The following is a 17,076-nucleotide window of genomic DNA, read 5'->3' as shown; positions in this document are numbered from 1 at the left end:
ACTTAATTTGAAAGCGATGAGTCGAGGCCAGCGCCGACAAATGGCAAGTCGAGCACGGCGCGCGTGCCGGGCGCGTGCGCGGCCAGCGTGAGCGCCGCGTTGCCGCCGTAGCGCGCTTGCAGGCGCGCCCGGATATTGTCGAGCGCAAGGCCGGCCCGCTGCTGCGCGGCGGGCAGTCCGACCCCGTCGTCGAGCACGCAAACCTCAAGCCGGCCGGACCGGACCTCGGCGCGGATGCGCACGGTGCCACCTTCGGCCCTGGGCTCGAGGCCATGCCTGATCGCATTCTCGACGAGCGGCTGCAGCAGCAGCGGCGGCACCACGGCGGCGCGCGCCTCGACGCTGGCCTCGATCGAAAAGCGCAGGCGCCCGCCCATCCGGAGGCGCAGCAGTTGCAGATAGCACTGCGCCATGTCGAGCTCGGCGGCGAGCGTGCTGTCGGCCCGCCGCAACTGGCCGAGGCTGGCGCGCAGGTAGTCGGTGAACTCCTCGAGCATCTGACGCGCGCGCTCGGGATCGTGGTCGAGCAAGCCTTGCACATCGGCGAGCGTGTTGAACAGGAATTGCGGCTCGATCTGCGCCTGCAGCAGATGCAATTGCGCCTCGGTGGCGCGGCGCCGCTTGTCGCGTTGGCGTGCGCGCAGGTAGCCAAAGATGACGTTCGCGCCGACCAGTACCAGCACAAACAGCCCGAGGTGGGTCCGTTGGCGCGCGCTCGCAAGGTCAATCTTCAGTGTGACGTTATGCGCCGTGCCGATACAGCATTGGTAGCCCGAGAGCGCGGCAGAATCGTAAAGGGCATTGACCAAGACCATGCCGATCGCGCAGCCGAGCACGATGCCGGCGGCGGCGAGCGCGTTCAGGATGATGCCCGAGCGCCAGCCCGCATGCGTTCGCAGCCGTTCGAGCGCGGCCTCGGGCAGTGCCAGCTCGAGCCCGCGGAACACGCCGAGCAGCGTATTGCCCACGGCGACGCCGACGACGACGAGCGGAATGCCCACGGATAGCCACCAGTCCGGCTTGAACCACGCGAGCCGCAACAGGCCCGCCAGCGCGACCAGCGCGAAGCCGAGCGCGAGGGCGGCCGCACTGGCGATGAGCACGCGCGCCCAGGCCGGTTCGGCGCGCCGCTTGCGCAAGATCCAGAAATCGGGCCATGCCCGGCGCAGTTGCGCGGCGAACCCCATGCCGCTACATCGCCTTGAACAGGTGCACGAACGCGCGGCTGACCGGCAACTCGGCGTCGTGGCCGGTCAGGCGCACGAACAGGCGGCTGGTTTCGTCGCGCCGGGTGCCGGCCAGAAAGTCCAGATTGATCAGCGTGGAGCGGTGCACCTGCCAGAATTGGTCCGGATCGAGCTGGCCGGCCAGTTCGGCGATCGGGGTGCGGATCAGGTGCTCGCCGGCGGCCGTCTTGACGACCGTGTATTTATCGTCGGCGTGGAAGAACATGATGTCGCCCACCGCGACCTGGTGCGTCAGCAGGCCTTGCGCGGCGCGCACATAGCGCAGGCGCTGGGGAGCCGGGGCGGGCGCGACCAGCAATCGTTGCAATGCCTGCGCGAGGGTCGCGTCCGGGGCCGGCGGCGTCGCCAGCGCCAGCTTGACGCGCTCGAGCGTGCGGGCCAGGCGCGCGTTTTTGAGCGGCTTGAGCAGGTAGTCGAGCGCGGCGTGGTCGAAGGCCTGCACGGCGTACTCGTCATAGGCGGTGACGAACACCACCCGGGTCGGGCCTTCGATGTCCTGCGCCACTTCGAGCCCGTTCAAGCCCGGCATCTGGATGTCGAGGAACGCGAGGTCCGGCTGCAATTGGGCGATTTTCGCGGCCGCCTCGATGCCGTTTTTTGCGACGAAGACGATCTCGAGTTCGGGCCACAGTTGCATCAGCTGTTCCTTGAGATGCTGGGCAAGGTGGGGTTCGTCGTCGGCGATCAGGGCGCTGGTCATGGTTGTGCGGTGTAGGGGAGGTGGATGGAGGCGTGGGTGCCAACCGCGCGCGGCGTCACGCTCAGTTCGGCCTTGCCGGCATAGCGGGTGCGCAGCCGCGCGCGGATATTGTCGAGCGCCATGCCGTTGCCGGCGCGCCGCTGGCGCCGGGGGGCGTCCAGGCCGAGGCCGTCGTCGGTGACCACGATCTCGAGCCGCCCGTCACGCACGCTGGCGTGGATGTGCACGGCGCCGCCTTCGACTTTTGGTTCAAGGCCATGGGTGATGGCGTTCTCGATCAACGGCTGCAACAGCAACGGCGGCAGGATCGCGGCGCGCGCCCCGGCATCGGCGTCGATGGTGTAACTGAGGCGCTCGCCCATGCGGATTTGAAACAGCTGCAGGTAGCTGCGCGCCATGTCGAGTTCCTGCGCGAGCGTGCTGTCGGCATGGCGCAACTGGTCCAGGCCCACGCGCAGGTAGTCGGTGAAGTCGACCAGCATCTGCCGGGCGCCGGGTGTGTCGTGCCCGATCAGGCTTTGCACGTTGGCCAGCGTGTTGAACAGGAAGTGCGGTTCGATCTGGGCCTGCAGCAGGCGCAGCTGCGACTCGGTCGCCTGTTGCCGCTGGGCGCGTTGGTTGGCGCGCACGCGCCACCAAAACCAGTTTGCGAAGCCGATCACGAGCACGAACAGCAGCATCCTGACATGGATGCCTTGGTGTTCGACGTTCCTGTAGATGTAGTCGAGGCCGCGGCCCGAGCGCGCGGCGAGCAGCAGCATGGCGATCGCGAAACCGAGCACGATGCCGGCCAGGCCGAGCGCGTTCAAGAGCAAGGTCGCGTGCCATTTGCCGCCGCCGGCGATGGAAGCGAGGGTTTGCGCGGGCAAGCTCAGTTCAAGGATGCGGAACAGCGCGAGCACCGTGTTGGCGATGGCAAGGCAAATCAACAGGTTGATGGGCGCCATGACAAGCCACCAGTTGCCGTCGCTGGCCAGGCCGGTGAGCAAGCCGGTCAGCAGCATCATGACCGTGCCGAGCAGTATGGCCATGGCGCTGCAGGCGAGCACGCGCGCCCAGGCGGGCTCGCTGTGCTGTTTTTGCAGCACCCACAGGGAATGCCACGCTGCGACGATGGGCGGATTTTTCATGCCGCCATTCTAAACGTGGCGGGCCCGGCGGCAAACCCGCGTGTGACGGATCGACAGCCGGGCCGACGGACGGCAAGCGCGGGCCGCCCTCAGCGCGATCCTGACGCTCGCAGAAGCCGCCTCATCAACAGTGTCTGCAGGTCTCGCCTTTGATCGCAGACGACATGCACAAATATAAGATTTGCATCTTTGTCCGCCTCGTAAATGATGCGGTTCTTGCTGGTAAGGATTTGGCGGTACGCCGTTATACCGATGGCTGCGAGGTCGGGGCAAATAGCCCCGGCCTCGGGATGAGACTCGATCGTCGCTACCGCGTGCCTAATTTCTGCGAATGCCGCTTTCCATGCCTGTTGCGACCACTGTTGAAGTACAAATTCTTTCAATTCAAGTAGGTCCGCTCTTGCATTTTGCGTGAACTGGGCGCGAAGCTTCATTCCGCACGTCTCATGTCGGCATCGGCTGTGCCATCCATTTCTTTATCCAGTTCGGCAAATACCGACTCGGCAGAACAAAATTCACCCTGTTCAATTTGTTGGCGGCCTAAAGCGAGGATCTTGAGGAGTGCCAGTGTTTCTTGGTCTTGCTCCCAGCTCTTGATGTCCCGAACGACAAAGGTGGCCTCCCCATTTTGCGTGATGATCATTGGTTCGCGGGTTCGGGTAATTTCACTCACTACCTTTGCGGTGTTGTCCTTAAGATAGCTTATGGGCTTGATCTGTTCCGAATAACGCATGTTGGCTCTCCAAGCTTATAACCAAAAAGACATAATGCGGACTGTATTCGGTCATGTCAACACTGATCTCCTTCATTCTGATCCGGTTGAAGGGCATTCGCTAATTCTGCCGCCAGACAATTGCTCAACCGGGGTCTGACCCCAGGTCTGACCCGGGGTCAGACCCCAGGTCAGCCAATTGTTGTCGGTGCGGGGCGTCAGGCTGCCCGGCGCAATGGCACGGCAGGGAAGTCCACCGGCACGGCGAAGGCGACGTTGACGTAGTTTGTGAACAGATTCAACGCGACATGGGCGACGATTTCGACCACTTCTTCGTTGCCAAAGCCCGCTGAACGCAACTGTTCGATGTCGGCGGCGCCGATCTGGCCGCGCTCCTCGACCAGCTTGAGCGCAAAGCGCAGCGCGGCGGCGCTCTTCGGATCGGCTGCGACGCCGGCTTGCGCGGCGCGCATTTCTTCCGCGCTCGCGCCGGCCTTGCGGCCCAGCGCCGTGTGCGCCGCCAGGCAGTATTCGCAGGCGTTGCGGTCGGCGATTGCGACGGCGATCTGCTCGCCCAGTTTGGCGTCGAGCACGCCGCCGCCGAGCGCGCCGAACGACGACCACATGCTGGCAAGCGCAGCGGGCGAGTGCGCGACAGCGCGGAACATATTCGGCGTGCTGCCGAAGGCGCCGTTGATGGCGTCAAGCAGCGGGCCGCTCTTGTCGTTGGCGTTGGCACGGTCGATCAGGGGGATGTGGGACATGGCTGTTTCCTTGGGTTGAAGTGGTGGTCGGCTGGGAATTCCTCAGCGCCCAAGTATTTTCCGGCAAAAAGCGATACCATAAGCAACGTTACGTACATCAAACGATGCAAATCGTCCAACTTAGGCCATGCCAGAACCAATAGACCGACTCTCCGCCTTGCTCGAGCGCTTTCGCGTGCGCATGCACATGTTCCATTCCGGAACGCTGTGCGGCGTGACCAACTTCGACGCCAAGCACGGACGCGGTTTCCTGCATGTGTTGCGGCGCGGCGAGATGGCCGTCACGCACAACGCGCGCGACGGCGTTGCACGCAAGATCGTCATCACCGAACCGAGCCTGCTGTTTTATCCCCGTCCGCTGGCGCACGCCTTCCACAATGCTCCCGAGGAGGGCTCGGACTTTGTCTGTGCGACGGTCGACTTTGATGGTGGCATGAACCACCCCTTGGTGCGCGCGCTGCCGCCATTGGTGGTGCTGCCCTTGAGCGCGGTCGAGGGCCTCGACCACACGCTCGCGCTCCTGTTCGCCGAAGCGGAAACCGTGCGCTGCGGCAGCCGCATCCTTGCCGACCGGATGTTCGAGGTGCTGATGCTGCAACTATTGCGCTGGCTGCTAGACCATCCGGACCAGGCCGACCTGCCGCGCGGCCTGCTCACGGGCCTGGCGCACCCCAAGATCGCGGCGGCGCTCACGGCGATGCACGAACGGCCCGGGCACGACTGGTCGCTCGCGGCCATGGCCGAGGTGGCCGGCATGTCGCGCAGCGCGTTCGCTGCCGCGTTCAAATCACATGCCGGGGAAACGCCGGCCGAGTACCTGAGCAAATGGCGCGTGTCGATCGCGCAGACCCTGCTGCGCAGGGGGAAGCCGGTCAAGGCGGCGGCCGATCTACTGGGCTACCAGAGCGCGGCCTCTTTCTCGCGGGCGTTTTCGCAAGTGACGGGCATGTCGCCGCGTGCGTGGATGCAGGCAAATCCATGAGCTATTCGATTTTGTATAGCAGGAGCCTTAGCTATTTATTTTTGTAGAACCGCTCACTTGGCGGCGCGCTGCGACTTCCAATAGTCGAGCGGCGAACTTCCAACGAGCTTCGTGAAATTGCGCGTGAAGTGGGCTTGGTCGAAAAAGCCGAGTGCGCCGGCCAAGGCGGCAAGGTCGACCGCGCCACCGTGGGACAGGCGCCAGACGGCCTCCTGCAATCGGAAGCGCTGGATCACCCATTTCGGCGAAACACCGACGTAATTGCTGAACAGCCGTTGCAGGAAGCGCTCGTCGAGTTCCATCGCGTCGCACAGCGCGCCAACGCTGACCGGTCCGTTGTCCGCCGCGGCGGCAGCGACCGCTTGGGCGGCGAGCAGCGCGCGCGGATCGGGCACAGGCGCCGCGGAAACTAGCATTTCCCCAGCCACGGCGATCATGCCGGCGTCGCTGTTCTGGCTCAGCACGCGACTTTCGGCTTCGGCCGCGTCGCATTTGAGCAGCGCGTCGAGCGGCATGGTGGTGTCGACGATGCGTGACAGCGGATGGTCGATAAACGGGCGCAGTCCCCCCGGCTTGAAGCGCACCCCGAGCACCTTTCCCGCACCTTCGACCTGGCGCTCGAACGCGCCCCGCACCACGCCGTGAATGGCGCTGCGTCCGGCGTCAAACACGAGGTGCGCGTTCGGATATGGCAGCACCCGTTGCACCTCGGGCGGTCGATCGCGCATATCCCATTCGACCACCCAGAAATAATCGACGAACGCGGCCAATGATGGAGAGGGCGGATATGTCGCGAGCCTTATCCTGCGCGACGCGCCTGCGGGATCGACGAGGCCTTTCGGCGCATTGATGTTCATGTCGGGTTTATACAATATTTTCTGGGGCGACGGCAATAAAGTAGCCGCCTTGCCAGCCCTTTTGTATAACCCAATCACGCACCAAGGAAAAAGCGCCATGCCATTTATCCGTATGACTGCCGCCGTCATTTGCGCGGGTGTTTGCTTTCAATTCGTGATCCCCACGCAGGCCAGCGCGCTGGCGCCAGCACCCACCAAGCAACCAGGAGAAAAAGCCATGCGAGTAAGCGGAACCTTTACCATCACGATGAAACCTATTGCCCCGGCCGAGCATGCGGGACGCACGGCGATAGGGCGCATATCGCTCGACAAGCAATACCAAGGCGCCTTGAGCGCGAGCGGAAAAGGCGAGATGATGACAGCCGTCACCGACACCAAGGGATCGGCGGCGTATGTCGCGCTCGAGCGAATCACCGGCACACTGGCTGGCCGAAAGGGTAGCTTCGTCGTCCAGCATGCCGGAACCATGAGCGCAGCCAAGGAGAAGCTGTCGGTCGTGATTGTTCCCGACTCGGGCACCGAGCAGTTATCTGGCATCAGCGGCACGCTCGCAATCAAAATCGACGACGGCCAGCATGTCTACGTATTCGACTACCTGCTTCCTGCCCCACACTAGTTCTTTAGTGGTTCAACGGTCGGCACCATGGAAACTGCGACGGGTGTGTCATTTCCCCTGCCGGCCATGCAATCGGCATTTAAGATGAAACATTGTTTTATGATAAACGCGCCCGCGATTTGTCTTGGTAAATTTCCGATGTTGTCAATTTCCATTCGGAAAAACCCATATGAGCGCCACCCTGACCGAACAGATCACCAGCGCGCTGGCGCAGTTTTCCAGTACTACAAGGCTGTATGAATTGACGGTGGGCGCTGGCGGCGCCGACTTGGGCGCCGGAGGCTTTTTGGTCGAGGCGTTTGTCGCCGACGATGAGGTGCAGGGCGTTGGTGGGCGCGACGTGATCGTGCTGTCGACCAACGCCCGCATCAAGCTTCAACCGTTGCTGGGGAAGCCGGCCAGCGTCGAAGTGAGCCTGGCCGACGGCACGCGCACCAGTTTTGCAGGCACCATCAACGAAGCCGCGAAGCTTGGCAGCGAGGGCGGGCTGGCCCGCTATCGCCTGCGCCTGGTGCCCTGGATGTGGCGTTTGAGCCAGGCGCGCAACAGCCGCGTGTGGCAAGACAAGTCCGTGCTCGGAATCGTCGACGCGGTGTTCGAACAGTACCTGCCGCTGGCGATCTGGCGCTGGAGCAATGAGGTACGCCGCTACATGGAAAGGGCCGTGCCGCGCAGCTACTGCTGCCAGTACCGCGAATCGGACCTCGATTTCGTGCAGCGCCTGCTCACCGAAGAGGGACTCTGCTGGCGCTTTGAACAGACGGAACGCGGCCCCGGGGCCGTGCTGTTTTCCGACAGCACCCAAACCTGCGCGGTGCCGGAAGATCCCAGCAGCAAGGCCGACGGCGGCATCCGTTTCCACAGTGCACGCGCTGGCGAGCGCCAGGACACCGTGCAGGCATTGCGCGCCAACCGTACCATCAGCGTGTCGCTCACCACGCTGCTCAGCTACGACTACAAGTCCAAGCAGGCGGTGTCGGCAAGTTCGCCATCGCACCTGAAAAACGGCAAGAGGATGCCGCCGTTGGAGTCGTTCGACACGCCTGGGCAATATGCCTACGCAAACGCGGAGCAGGCGCGGCGTTACGCCGATCTGCAGATGGAGGGCCATGAGGCACGCGCCCAAATGTGGAGCGGGCGCTCGACCTTGCGCACGCTGCGCGCCGGCACTGGCTTGACCATTCTTGGTGCGCCGCTAAAGCAACTCGTCGACGCACCCGCGCTCACCGTGTTGCGCGCGACCAGCGTCGGCGTCAACAATTTGCCGTCGCCGGCGCAGCAAGCGCTGGACGAACTGTTCGGACCGATCCCGGAACTGCTGCAGGAGATCGTGCGCCACAACGAGCCGTTTGAGTTTGCGTTGGCAATCGACCAGGCCCGCAAGACGGGTTACGCCAACTGCTTTGAAGCGGTGCCCGCCGCCGTGCCGTGGCGTGCGCAAATGCCGGGCAGCGATGGCCGCAACCGCGCGCGCGCGACCGCCCCGGGCTCACAAACGGCCATCGTGGTGGGCGCCGATGGCAACGACCGCCCTAACGGCGCCGATGAACTGTTTTGTGACCGGCATGGCCGCGTGCGGATCCGCTTCCACTGGCAAGACGGCAAGGCGGGCTGCTGGGTGCGCGTGGCGCAACGCTCGGCGGGGCGTGGCATGGGCAGTCAGTTTCTTCCCAGAATCGGAACCGAGGTGCTGGTCAAATTTTTGGAGGGGAATATCGACCGGCCGATCATCGTCGGCGCCCTGTACAACGGGCTGGGGGAGGGCGGCGTGGCGCCGACACCCGGCGGAAAGGTGCGCAAGAAGCCGAGCGAGGCATCGCGCTTCCATCCCGCGCATGACCATATGGCGTCGGGACAAGCCAACATGGCCGGCGGCAACAGCCCGGTATGGCACGGCGCTTCCGCCGACACGGCAGGCCATCGCAACGGGGCGGCGCAGTGGGGCGTGCGCAGCAAAGAGTTTGGCGGGCACGGGTATAACCAGCTGCTGTTCGACGACACAGACGCCCAGGGGCGCGTGCAACTCAAGTGCAGCCATGCCGCGACCGAACTCAACCTCGGCCATTTGATCCACAGCGCCGACAATTACCGGGGCAGTTTCAGGGGTAGCGGAATCGAGTTGCGCACCGATGGGTACGGCGCGATCCGGGCCGGCGCGGGACTGCTCATCACCAGCTACACGATCAGCCATAACACGCGCAGCCGCGACCCAGCGGGCGACAATGCGCAGTCGATCGCAATGCTGAAGCAGGCCGTGAAAATTGCCGAGACCTTCAGCGCCGCCGCGATCGCGCACCTGACCGTCGCCCTGGCGGCGCATGTTGGCGCGTCGAGGGCGAACCAAAGCGCCCTCGACGCCAAGGCCGCGCCGCTCAAGGCGCTGCTTACCGCCGTCTCTGGCATGGTGGACGATGCCAGCGTGGACGCGGCCGAAGCCGACGCCGGCGCCAAAAACACCAAACCCGGCGACGACAAATTGCCGCATACGACAGACGCCATCATCTCCATCGCGGCCAAGGCGGGCTTGGGCGTGCAGGCCGGGCGGAGCATCCAAATGGCGAATGGAGAAACCGTGACGCTGATGAGCGGGCAGGACACCCAGTTCGTCGCCGGCGGCCAAATGCGGGTGCATTCCGGCCAGGCGATCGGCGTGTTGGGTGGCGCCGTGCAGGTGGGCGAGGGCAATGTTGGCTTGCAAATGATCGCCGCGAAAGACGCCATCGAGATTCAAGCCCAAAGTGACGTGATCAATATCCAGGCCAGGGACGCGGTCACCCTGAGTAGCGCCAACGCGCATATCGACTGGGCGGCGGCCAAGCGCATCAGCCTGTCAACGGCGGGCGGCGCGAACATCACCATCGAAGGTAGAAATATCACGGTCTCGTGCCCGGGAAAGCTCACGATTCATGCGGGTAAGAAAAGCTTCGTCGGACCGGAGAATTTGAACTATGCGCTTCCAAAGTTGCCACGTTCAGAACTTGAGAAGCGCCCGCTGAACTTCAAGATGCGCCTGGCCGACACGCCCGGCCCGAATGGACATGCGCTGGCGAACATGCCGTGGGTCGTCGCATTCGGACGAAAGCCGGACGGGCTCGCTGGCATTGAAGATGAACAAATTGTCGCGAAAGGCAAGACGGACGACGACGGTTACATCGTTCTGACCGAGGCGGAGCAAGAAGAGTTGAGCAAGGTGTACGCCATGCATCCGGACAGTACCTGGGTGGTCTATCCAGGCAGCACGGTTCAACTTAACGTCGAGACCGAGTCGCCTGACTGGGACCAAAAAGCCAAACTCTTGCAGGGGTTGAACGCTGCCGACTTCAGTCCCGAACTACATGCGAGCAGCTTGAGCGACGGCGCACCCGCCCAGGTGCGCTATGCCAAGGAAGCGTTCGGAATCAGCACGAGCGCTGGAATCTACCCCAAGGTACGCAAGTGAGTACGCATACCTATCTCTCCAACCTACATTGACGAGATGACCTAATGGCACAAATAACCCAAATCGTGACACCCGCCGGAGCGCCAGCTGCGGTGGCAACCAAGGCGACAGGATGGTTTATTCACGACGGCCAAAAAGTGGAGAGCTTTCCCGATTATCAATGGGGCGACTCGTTTTCGGAACCGACATCGGGCAATGATGTCAAGTTTTTCGTCACCGGTACGGAGTACTTCACTGATCTCAAGCGTGCCATCTATGACGCGAAGCACACAATCTATATAACGGGCTGGCAGATCAATTTCGACGTGAGGCTCACGTCAGATGGCCTGACCTTGTACGAGCATCTGATGACGGCCATGGATAAGAACAAGGATTTGAAGATCTACATAATGCCGTGGATGTCGCCAAAAATTGGCCTGGACTCTGGCGACTTCGACACGCTGCTTGCGATGGCCCAATTGAACGCGGGCAAATCTAAGATAAAGGGTGAAAAAAACCCTCCACAGCGCGCTTTTACCTTGCTGGCGATGGAGCAAAGCGATATGCCGGGCGCCCTTGGCATCGGATATTCTCATCACCAGAAGCTGGTTGTTATTGACGATGAGATTGCCTTTGTAGGCGGGATCGATCTTGCATATGGCAGGCGGGATACCGGCGCTTTTCATCTTGCGGCAGACGGACGAAAAGGCAGTGAACTGTACAACCCGTGCATCCCGCCAATGCATGCCATAACCGAAGTTGAAAGCAGGGACTATATATTTCGATGGGAATTGCTTTCGGGATGTTTTAGTGGCTCTGCATCATGGATAGGCGAAGTCGTTTTTTCAGCGCCGGCTTTGCCTATGGCGTACATCAATGACAGATCGACGGCTTGGGGGCGCGACATTAAAGAAGCAAAGGCGGAAATAGCCAACAGCGTCAGATCCTTTTCTGATTGGGTTGACGAACAGAAAGCAAAAATATTGGATGCGGTGCTCAGGCAAGGCGAGCGGGCCTACAACGAAGTCGACAAACAGACGGGCGGCGCACTGGAGTATGGACGGAGAGCGGCAAGTGCGGGCGCAACCGACGCTGTTAACGCCACTGCGAAGTTCGTGAGCGGCTACCCGTTGAATGATTTGCCTGTTGCGATGGTACTGGGGGTGAGCAAACAGATACGCTTGGTTACGCTTGCCTTGCAGACGCGGGTGCAAAGCTCAGCCGACAAACTTGACGAGCGTTACAAGAACTTGGAATTGCGTCGCGAACTCTTTCCTTCAGGTGGCAAGATAATTTCGGAGGGGCAACCGCGGATGCCCTGGCACGACGTCCACTGCGGAATACGGGGACCAGCTGCCAACGACCTCAGCAGGAATTTCGTCGACCGATGGAATGGGCTTGCTCATCTCTATGAAACGACGGAATTTAGGCAAGCATCCGAGGCTGCAGCCAAGAGCATTCTAAATAAAATGCAACAAAAGGGCCCCCCGCCACTGATCGAGCGAATCCCAGTGCCGCCTCCCAAAGCTATACCGAGGAAAGGCGATAAGAAGAAATTGTGGGTGCAAGTATTGCGGAGCGCTCCCAAGAAAATGATCAAGGACGAGGCTGCCGCCAAGGGTACAAAGCAATCTGGGATTGCCCAGAACAACTGCTTGAAAGCTATGCTGACTGCGATTCAAGGCGCCAAGTACTTTATTTATATTGAAGGACAGTTTTTTCAGTCGGCCTATGGTTCTGACACGACTTCTTCAGCGAGATCCAGTTACTCACCGATGGGGGCAATGACCAATATATCTGCTTCTCCCCGTTGGAAGAAGTATGAGAAGGAATTCGGTCTAAACAATGTACGTCAAGAAGATATATTGAAATTGAGTCCTTTGAATATGGCCAAGGTTAGTCGTGACAAGTCGTTCATGAAGGACCTTAAATTCGCGTTGAGGAACGTGGCGGCAGCCAAGGCATCACAGATATTAGGAAAGGAGCAAAAGCATATTCTAAATCCAATTGGCCAGGCGCTAGTGAAAAGGATTGAGCGCGCGATAGCCGATGATGTGCCGTTTCATGTGTATATGGTGCTGCCTGTTCATCCTGAAGGAACTCTTGACACGCTAAATATAATGACTCAGGTGCACTATACAATGCAGTCATTAGTGTTCGGCGAGCATAGTTTGGTAAACGGAATCAGAAGGGCGGTTCTGGCTGGCGAAATGATGAGGGAGAAGAAGGGGGTGCGGATGGTAGAGGCACTGGCCCTTGTTGCCGAATACTCTTTAGATTTTTTAATCGAGTCAGCAAAAGACAGTTGGATGGAACACTTGACCCTGCTCAACTTGCGGAATTGGACTATGTTGAAAGATCCAGAAACGAAAAAGGATCGACTTGTCACCGAGCAAATTTACGTGCACTCAAAACTCTTGATCGCGGATGATCTCGTTGCAATTATTGGAAGTGCAAACATAAACGACCGAAGTCAGATCGGTGATCGTGATTCCGAGCTTGCCGTAATTATTAGAGACGATACGTCGGTGCCTGTGCAAATTGATGGCAGGTCCGTCACTCCCGTTAGTGCGAAGGTTTATGACTTGCGAAGAAAACTTTGGTGTAAATTATTTGGCCTTACCGATGGTGCGCTTCTGCCTGCAGATTCACTTTTCGGTGTCATCGACAAACCCGCTTCTAATAAGACATGGAAAGCTATACAGAAAATAGCATTTGATAATGCGTTGGCCTATCAAAATGCGTTCCCTTATTTGCCAAAAATATATGGCGATTTCAGTTCAATCTGGCCGACATGGTCAAAAAAACTTGGCAAGCTCGATTACTACATGCCGTTTGACGAACTGTTTTGGCGAGAAAAAACTCAGGTTGATATAGCGATGGATCCATTTACATGGGCGGCGAGTAGTTTGGCAGAGGCGAAGCCGCCTATCGGCGTGCAGGGTTTCATTGTCGCTCTGCCGGTGAATTGGACTGTTGCAGAAAATAATGACTCGCGTATGAACAAGACTTTGCTTGCCGATGGTGGCATTCATTTAAATGCAACGTCGCATATTGGATGATATTGGGGAAATAGATACTGCTAACTTGTAAGAGTTTTCGATTTTTAAAGTAATTTTTCGGAACTTCGGTAAACGAATGCCAACGGAGAGAGCATATGTTAATTAAATTGAGCCGTAATCGGAAACTGGCGCCAGTAATAATGGTGCTGCTATTTGGTTGTGGTCGATCTCAAGGCCAGCCAAGCGGTGAAGATAATTCAAGAAATTCTGCGGAAAAGCCGACTACGGCCGATTTTATGGCGATAACAGCGCCAACTTATCGAAACACTAGTGGAAGGCAAGAGTGTCTCGGACGGCTTGTTTTTGGAGTCGATGGAAAAATTCAATGGCCAACATTTTATGCTGGTAATGGGAATAAGTTTGCCCGATCATTCAGTGCTAAAGTGTTTAACAGCGGAGATGTGATGCAGCTGGGAACCAACGAGATAGCAGTTTTTTTTGCGCCAAATGCTGAGAGTAAAGAAGTGGTAAAGTTTGATTTGCCGTCGTTGGCTCTAAAGCGATACGAACAGCTCCTATTTGAAGCAAAGGATTTTCTAAAAAAAGAGCAAAATAGAAAATTTCCATCTGAAAACTATATATCTAATTTGAATAATCGAATTGAAAATTGGACGAAAACAATAATCGAAGCAAAGAATGAATATTTTTCATTTGATCCCGGCGTGCCTGGTGGTGAAGGTTTTGGGTATACCATAGCGGACGGAGCAAGTAGGGTAGATAACTACTCTGTCTATCGCGCATACATCACGAGAGGAAATTATATATATACCTTTGAATCGTCCAAGGAAATTGTTGGTGAATACAGTAAGGAAATCCATGCCCAAGAATTTTCCGAATTTTTAAAGAATTTCCGCCCACGTGAAGAAAATGAAATTCCGTCGGAGTTGGGTGTGTGCATCCCCCACGGCTTCATTCGTGATGATGGAAAGACGCTATCGGATATCAAACAATCGTTCCGAATGCCTGACGCCCCGGGCGTTCTTTATACCATCCACACTGGCAGTTACGAAAACAGTCGGGGAAGTCCTGTGTTGAATTCAATTAGCTTCGCTTCGGTAGGAGGGATGGGCACTGCGGAGGATGAGCAAGTGAAACCGTTTATTACTGAACGAATAGGGCCCAAGTCCTATAAAATTGGAGGTGTCTCAGGACTCCAGGGGGGAGTCGCCGCCAAAATTACTGAAGCGGGGAAAGCTCCTTACGAAACCTACCAAGTCTTCACCGGTTATTCTGGCTGGCCAAGCGCCGAAGCGTTACCGTTCATATTCGTGGAGCTGAACACCACCACCATGAATATGGCTCCGGAACTGAAACAAAATCCCCCGCCTTTCAAACAAAGCATGGGGCGATACGAAGCGCTACTGAAGAGCATACGCTTGCGCCCCACAAGCCCACCAATGCCAGATATGGCGGGCATAGTTGGTAAGTAAGGATGTCTCGATTGGCGTATCGGACCCCGCCGCCGTGCGGCTCAACCTGACAGCAATTTTTTCGGTGTGTTCTCAGGCAGGAAAATCCTCAATGGGGCTCGTTCAAGCGGCTCGGTTCGCTTGTTATCGAATGCTCAATCCGTATGCGCTGCAACGCGAATAGTCTCCAGCACATTGCGCACCGATGCCGGAACCGGCACCGAGCGGTTGCCGGCTCGCTCCACATACACATGCACGAAATGGCCGGCCGCGGAGGGCAGCTGCTCCTCGTTGCGGTAAATGCCGATCTCATAGCGCACGCTCGAATTGCCGAGCTTCGCCACGCGGATGCCCACATGCACGGTGTCCGGAAACGACACAGGGCTGAAATACGAGCAGCCGCTGTCGACCACGAAACCGACCACATCACCGGCATGGATGTCGAGCACGCCGCGCCCGATCAAAAATTCGTTCACGGCCGTGTCGAAGTACGAGTAGTACTGCACGTTATTGACATGCCCATAGACGTCGTTGTCCATCCAGCGCGTGGGAATGGCCAAAAAGTGCTTGAACGCGGAGCGGGGCAGGCCGCGCATCTCAGTGCTTGACATCGCTGGCGGCAATCAATGTCTCGGCCGGCGTATCGCTGGCAAACAATTGCGCGCAGTCTACCTTGTCGAAGTCGTAGTGCTGGCCGCAAAAATCGCAGTCGATCCCGAGCTGCCCCAACTCTGCCAGCGCGTCGTCGATCTCGGCGCTCCCGAGCATCTTGAGCATATTGCCCACCTTCTCGCGCGTGCAGCTGCAGTGGAAGGTCGGATGGGCCGGCTCGAACACGCGGATCGTCTCTTCCCAGAACAGGCGGTTGAGCAAGGTTTCGATGCCGGTCGAGAGCAGCTCGGGCTGCTTGAGGGTCGACGCCAGCATCACCGCGCGGTTCCAGGTTTCAAGATCCTCGGCCTCGCTCGCCTGCACGAGCTGGTCTTCCTTGCCGCTGTGGCGCGGCAATTTTTGCAGCAGCAGGCCGCGCGAGACGGTCGCGTCGGCGGCCAGCCACAGGCGCGTGTCGAGCTGTTCCGAGCGCAGCATGTAGTTCTCGATCACGGTCGCCATGTCGTCGCCGTCGAGTGGGACGATGCCCTGGTACGGCTGCTGGCCCGGCATTTTTTCGAGCGGGTCGAGCGTGATCACGAAGCGGCCCTTGCCGCTCACGTTGAGCAAGTCGCTCAGGCTGGCGTCGTCGGCCACGACCGCGCCCTCGACCAGCTTGGCCGTCGCGCGCAGGCGCAGGTCCGAATCGCACTCGACCACGAGCAGGCGCACCGGGCCGTCGCCGTGGATCTGCATCACGATCGCGCCGTTGAACTTGAGGTTGGCCGACAGCAGCGCCGCCGCCGCGACCATCTCGCCGAGCACGGTCTTGACCGCGCTCGGGTAGTCGTGGCGCGCCTGGATCTCGCGCCAGGTGTCGGAAATTTCGACCAGCTCGCCTTTGACGGCCGCGTTGTCGAAGATAAATTTTTGCAAGGTGTCCTTGCTTGCGTCACTGGCGATAATCTGGGTCATTGCTGTTTATCCGATGCGTTTGAGTTCGGCCTTGAAGAACTGGCCGCGCGCCACGTAGTTGGCGGCGTTGCTTTGCAGGCGGGCCAGGTCCGCCTCGGTCAGGGTGCGCACGGCCTTGGCCGGGCTGCCGATGATGAGCGAATTGTCCGGAAATTGTTTTCCCTCCGTCACCAGCGCGCCGGCGCCGACCAGGCAACCCTTGCCGATCACGGCGCCGTTCAGGATCACCGCCTGGATGCCGATCAGGGCGCCGTCGCCGACGGTGCAGCCGTGCAGCATCGCCTGGTGGCCGACGGTGACGCCTTCGCCGATCGTGAGCGGATAGCCCATGTCGGTGTGCATCACGGTACCTTCCTGGATGTTGCTGTTGGCGCCAACCGTGATCCGCTCGTTGTCGCCGCGGATGGTCACGCCCGACCAGACCGAGGCGTTCTCGCCCAGCGTCACCTTGCCGATCACGCTGGCGCTGTCGGCCACGTAGGCGGTTTCGTCGATCTCGGGGGCGTCGTCGCCCAATTGGTAGATGGCCATGGCTGTCCGTTGGGTAAAATGGAATTGCCGCTATTTTACGCCGTCCGCCGCTTTCCGCCGGCCGCGGGCGGCGCCGCCGTTC

15 protein-coding genes are annotated in these 17,076 nt (G+C 59.5%); 5 read left to right on the top strand and 10 right to left on the bottom strand.

Annotated elements, in window-relative coordinates; translation table 11 throughout:
• Window positions 1-2: 2 nt before the first annotated feature.
• The 6 genes from C7C56_RS14035 to C7C56_RS14010 all read right to left on the bottom strand — a co-directional run bounded on the left by C7C56_RS14035 (window position 3) and on the right by C7C56_RS14010 (window position 4,553).
• Window positions 3-1,187 carry a sensor histidine kinase gene (locus tag C7C56_RS14035; protein WP_106758000.1) on the bottom strand — a complete coding sequence of 395 codons (1,185 nt, stop codon included), beginning with the start codon at window positions 1,185-1,187 and terminating at the stop codon, window positions 3-5.
• Window positions 1,188-1,191: 4 nt separating this feature from the next.
• On the bottom strand, window positions 1,192-1,947 hold the full coding sequence (locus C7C56_RS14030) for a LytR/AlgR family response regulator transcription factor (RefSeq protein WP_106757999.1): 756 nt from the start codon (window positions 1,945-1,947) through the stop codon (window positions 1,192-1,194).
• Complete coding sequence (locus tag C7C56_RS14025) at window positions 1,944-3,077, bottom strand: sensor histidine kinase (RefSeq protein ID WP_106757998.1); 1,134 nt, start codon at window positions 3,075-3,077, stop codon at window positions 1,944-1,946. The genes C7C56_RS14030 and C7C56_RS14025 overlap by 4 nt, the downstream gene beginning before the upstream one ends.
• Before the next feature lie 89 nt (window positions 3,078-3,166).
• Complete coding sequence (locus C7C56_RS14020) at window positions 3,167-3,511, bottom strand: type II toxin-antitoxin system RelE/ParE family toxin (RefSeq protein ID WP_106757997.1); 345 nt, start codon at window positions 3,509-3,511, stop codon at window positions 3,167-3,169.
• Window positions 3,508-3,810 (bottom strand): type II toxin-antitoxin system Phd/YefM family antitoxin, encoded by a 303-nt coding sequence (locus tag C7C56_RS14015; RefSeq protein WP_106757996.1) that lies wholly within the window; start codon window positions 3,808-3,810, stop codon window positions 3,508-3,510. Before C7C56_RS14015 ends, C7C56_RS14020 begins: the two co-directional genes overlap by 4 nt.
• A gap of 197 nt (window positions 3,811-4,007) precedes the next feature.
• Window positions 4,008-4,553 (bottom strand): carboxymuconolactone decarboxylase family protein, encoded by a 546-nt coding sequence (locus tag C7C56_RS14010; protein WP_106757995.1) that lies wholly within the window; start codon window positions 4,551-4,553, stop codon window positions 4,008-4,010.
• A 127-nt stretch (window positions 4,554-4,680) separates the two neighbouring features.
• Here C7C56_RS14010 and C7C56_RS14005 point away from each other — a divergent pair, with 127 nt between their 5' ends.
• Window positions 4,681-5,535, top strand: coding sequence for an AraC family transcriptional regulator (locus tag C7C56_RS14005; protein ID WP_106757994.1), 855 nt, complete (start codon window positions 4,681-4,683; stop codon window positions 5,533-5,535).
• Window positions 5,536-5,588: 53 nt separating this feature from the next.
• Here C7C56_RS14005 and C7C56_RS14000 read toward each other — a convergent pair whose 3' ends face one another.
• Window positions 5,589-6,392 (bottom strand): AraC family transcriptional regulator, encoded by an 804-nt coding sequence (locus C7C56_RS14000; protein WP_181373179.1) that lies wholly within the window; start codon window positions 6,390-6,392, stop codon window positions 5,589-5,591.
• On the opposite strand from C7C56_RS14000, the gene C7C56_RS29915 reads away from it, so the two are divergent.
• From C7C56_RS29915 to C7C56_RS28200, 4 genes are all read left to right on the top strand, one after another.
• Window positions 6,385-7,008 carry a DUF3224 domain-containing protein gene (locus C7C56_RS29915; RefSeq protein ID WP_229458771.1) on the top strand — a complete coding sequence of 208 codons (624 nt, stop codon included), beginning with the start codon at window positions 6,385-6,387 and terminating at the stop codon, window positions 7,006-7,008. The two genes, C7C56_RS14000 and C7C56_RS29915, sit on opposite strands and share 8 nt — an antisense overlap.
• 169 nt (window positions 7,009-7,177) lie before the next feature.
• Window positions 7,178-10,447 carry a type VI secretion system Vgr family protein gene (locus tag C7C56_RS13990; RefSeq protein ID WP_106757991.1) on the top strand — a complete coding sequence of 1,090 codons (3,270 nt, stop codon included), beginning with the start codon at window positions 7,178-7,180 and terminating at the stop codon, window positions 10,445-10,447.
• Window positions 10,448-10,491: 44 nt separating this feature from the next.
• Window positions 10,492-13,488: a phospholipase gene (locus C7C56_RS13985; protein WP_106757990.1), complete on the top strand. Its 2,997-nt coding sequence runs from the start codon at window positions 10,492-10,494 to the stop codon at window positions 13,486-13,488.
• A 95-nt stretch (window positions 13,489-13,583) separates the two neighbouring features.
• A complete protein-coding gene (locus C7C56_RS28200) occupies window positions 13,584-14,918 on the top strand; it encodes a T6SS immunity protein Tli4 family protein (RefSeq protein WP_146204480.1) in 1,335 nt (444 codons plus the stop codon).
• A 134-nt stretch (window positions 14,919-15,052) separates the two neighbouring features.
• On the opposite strand, the gene C7C56_RS13980 is transcribed toward C7C56_RS28200, so the two are convergent.
• From C7C56_RS13980 to C7C56_RS13970, 3 genes are read right to left on the bottom strand one after another with little or no spacing between them, the layout of a single operon-like run.
• Window positions 15,053-15,508: an acyl-CoA thioesterase gene (locus C7C56_RS13980; protein WP_106757989.1), complete on the bottom strand. Its 456-nt coding sequence runs from the start codon at window positions 15,506-15,508 to the stop codon at window positions 15,053-15,055.
• Window positions 15,495-16,463, bottom strand: a complete 969-nt coding sequence (gene hslO / locus C7C56_RS13975; RefSeq protein ID WP_106757988.1) for an Hsp33 family molecular chaperone HslO — start codon at window positions 16,461-16,463, stop codon at window positions 15,495-15,497. Before hslO ends, C7C56_RS13980 begins: the two co-directional genes overlap by 14 nt.
• 6 nt (window positions 16,464-16,469) lie before the next feature.
• Window positions 16,470-16,994 carry a gamma carbonic anhydrase family protein gene (locus C7C56_RS13970; protein WP_106757987.1) on the bottom strand — a complete coding sequence of 175 codons (525 nt, stop codon included), beginning with the start codon at window positions 16,992-16,994 and terminating at the stop codon, window positions 16,470-16,472.
• Window positions 16,995-17,076 lie beyond the last annotated feature (82 nt).

Source organism: Massilia glaciei, from assembly GCF_003011895.2.
Classification (GTDB): domain Bacteria; phylum Pseudomonadota; class Gammaproteobacteria; order Burkholderiales; family Burkholderiaceae_D; genus Telluria_A; species Telluria_A glaciei.
Note: the sequence above shows the minus strand (reverse complement) of the source record. Positions and strands in the feature narration are given on the sequence as shown.

Excerpts from the sequence above, each read along its gene's own strand:
- C7C56_RS14020 (WP_106757997.1), bottom strand. The coding sequence starts at position 3,511 with ATGAAGCTTCGCGCCCAGTTCACGCAAAATGCAAGAGCGGACCTACTT.
- C7C56_RS14005 (WP_106757994.1), top strand. The coding sequence starts at position 4,681 with ATGCCAGAACCAATAGACCGACTCTCCGCCTTGCTCGAGCGCTTTCGC.
- C7C56_RS28200 (WP_146204480.1), top strand. The coding sequence starts at position 13,584 with ATGTTAATTAAATTGAGCCGTAATCGGAAACTGGCGCCAGTAATAATG.
- C7C56_RS14015 (WP_106757996.1), bottom strand. The coding sequence starts at position 3,810 with ATGCGTTATTCGGAACAGATCAAGCCCATAAGCTATCTTAAGGACAAC.
- C7C56_RS14000 (WP_181373179.1), bottom strand. The coding sequence starts at position 6,392 with ATGAACATCAATGCGCCGAAAGGCCTCGTCGATCCCGCAGGCGCGTCG.
- C7C56_RS13980 (WP_106757989.1), bottom strand. The coding sequence starts at position 15,508 with ATGTCAAGCACTGAGATGCGCGGCCTGCCCCGCTCCGCGTTCAAGCAC.
- C7C56_RS29915 (WP_229458771.1), top strand. The coding sequence starts at position 6,385 with ATGTTCATGTCGGGTTTATACAATATTTTCTGGGGCGACGGCAATAAA.
- C7C56_RS13970 (WP_106757987.1), bottom strand. The coding sequence starts at position 16,994 with ATGGCCATCTACCAATTGGGCGACGACGCCCCCGAGATCGACGAAACC.
- hslO (WP_106757988.1), bottom strand. The coding sequence starts at position 16,463 with ATGACCCAGATTATCGCCAGTGACGCAAGCAAGGACACCTTGCAAAAA.
- C7C56_RS14030 (WP_106757999.1), bottom strand. The coding sequence starts at position 1,947 with ATGACCAGCGCCCTGATCGCCGACGACGAACCCCACCTTGCCCAGCAT.
- C7C56_RS14025 (WP_106757998.1), bottom strand. The coding sequence starts at position 3,077 with ATGAAAAATCCGCCCATCGTCGCAGCGTGGCATTCCCTGTGGGTGCTG.
- C7C56_RS13990 (WP_106757991.1), top strand. The coding sequence starts at position 7,178 with ATGAGCGCCACCCTGACCGAACAGATCACCAGCGCGCTGGCGCAGTTT.
- C7C56_RS14010 (WP_106757995.1), bottom strand. The coding sequence starts at position 4,553 with ATGTCCCACATCCCCCTGATCGACCGTGCCAACGCCAACGACAAGAGC.
- C7C56_RS14035 (WP_106758000.1), bottom strand. The coding sequence starts at position 1,187 with ATGGGGTTCGCCGCGCAACTGCGCCGGGCATGGCCCGATTTCTGGATC.
- C7C56_RS13985 (WP_106757990.1), top strand. The coding sequence starts at position 10,492 with ATGGCACAAATAACCCAAATCGTGACACCCGCCGGAGCGCCAGCTGCG.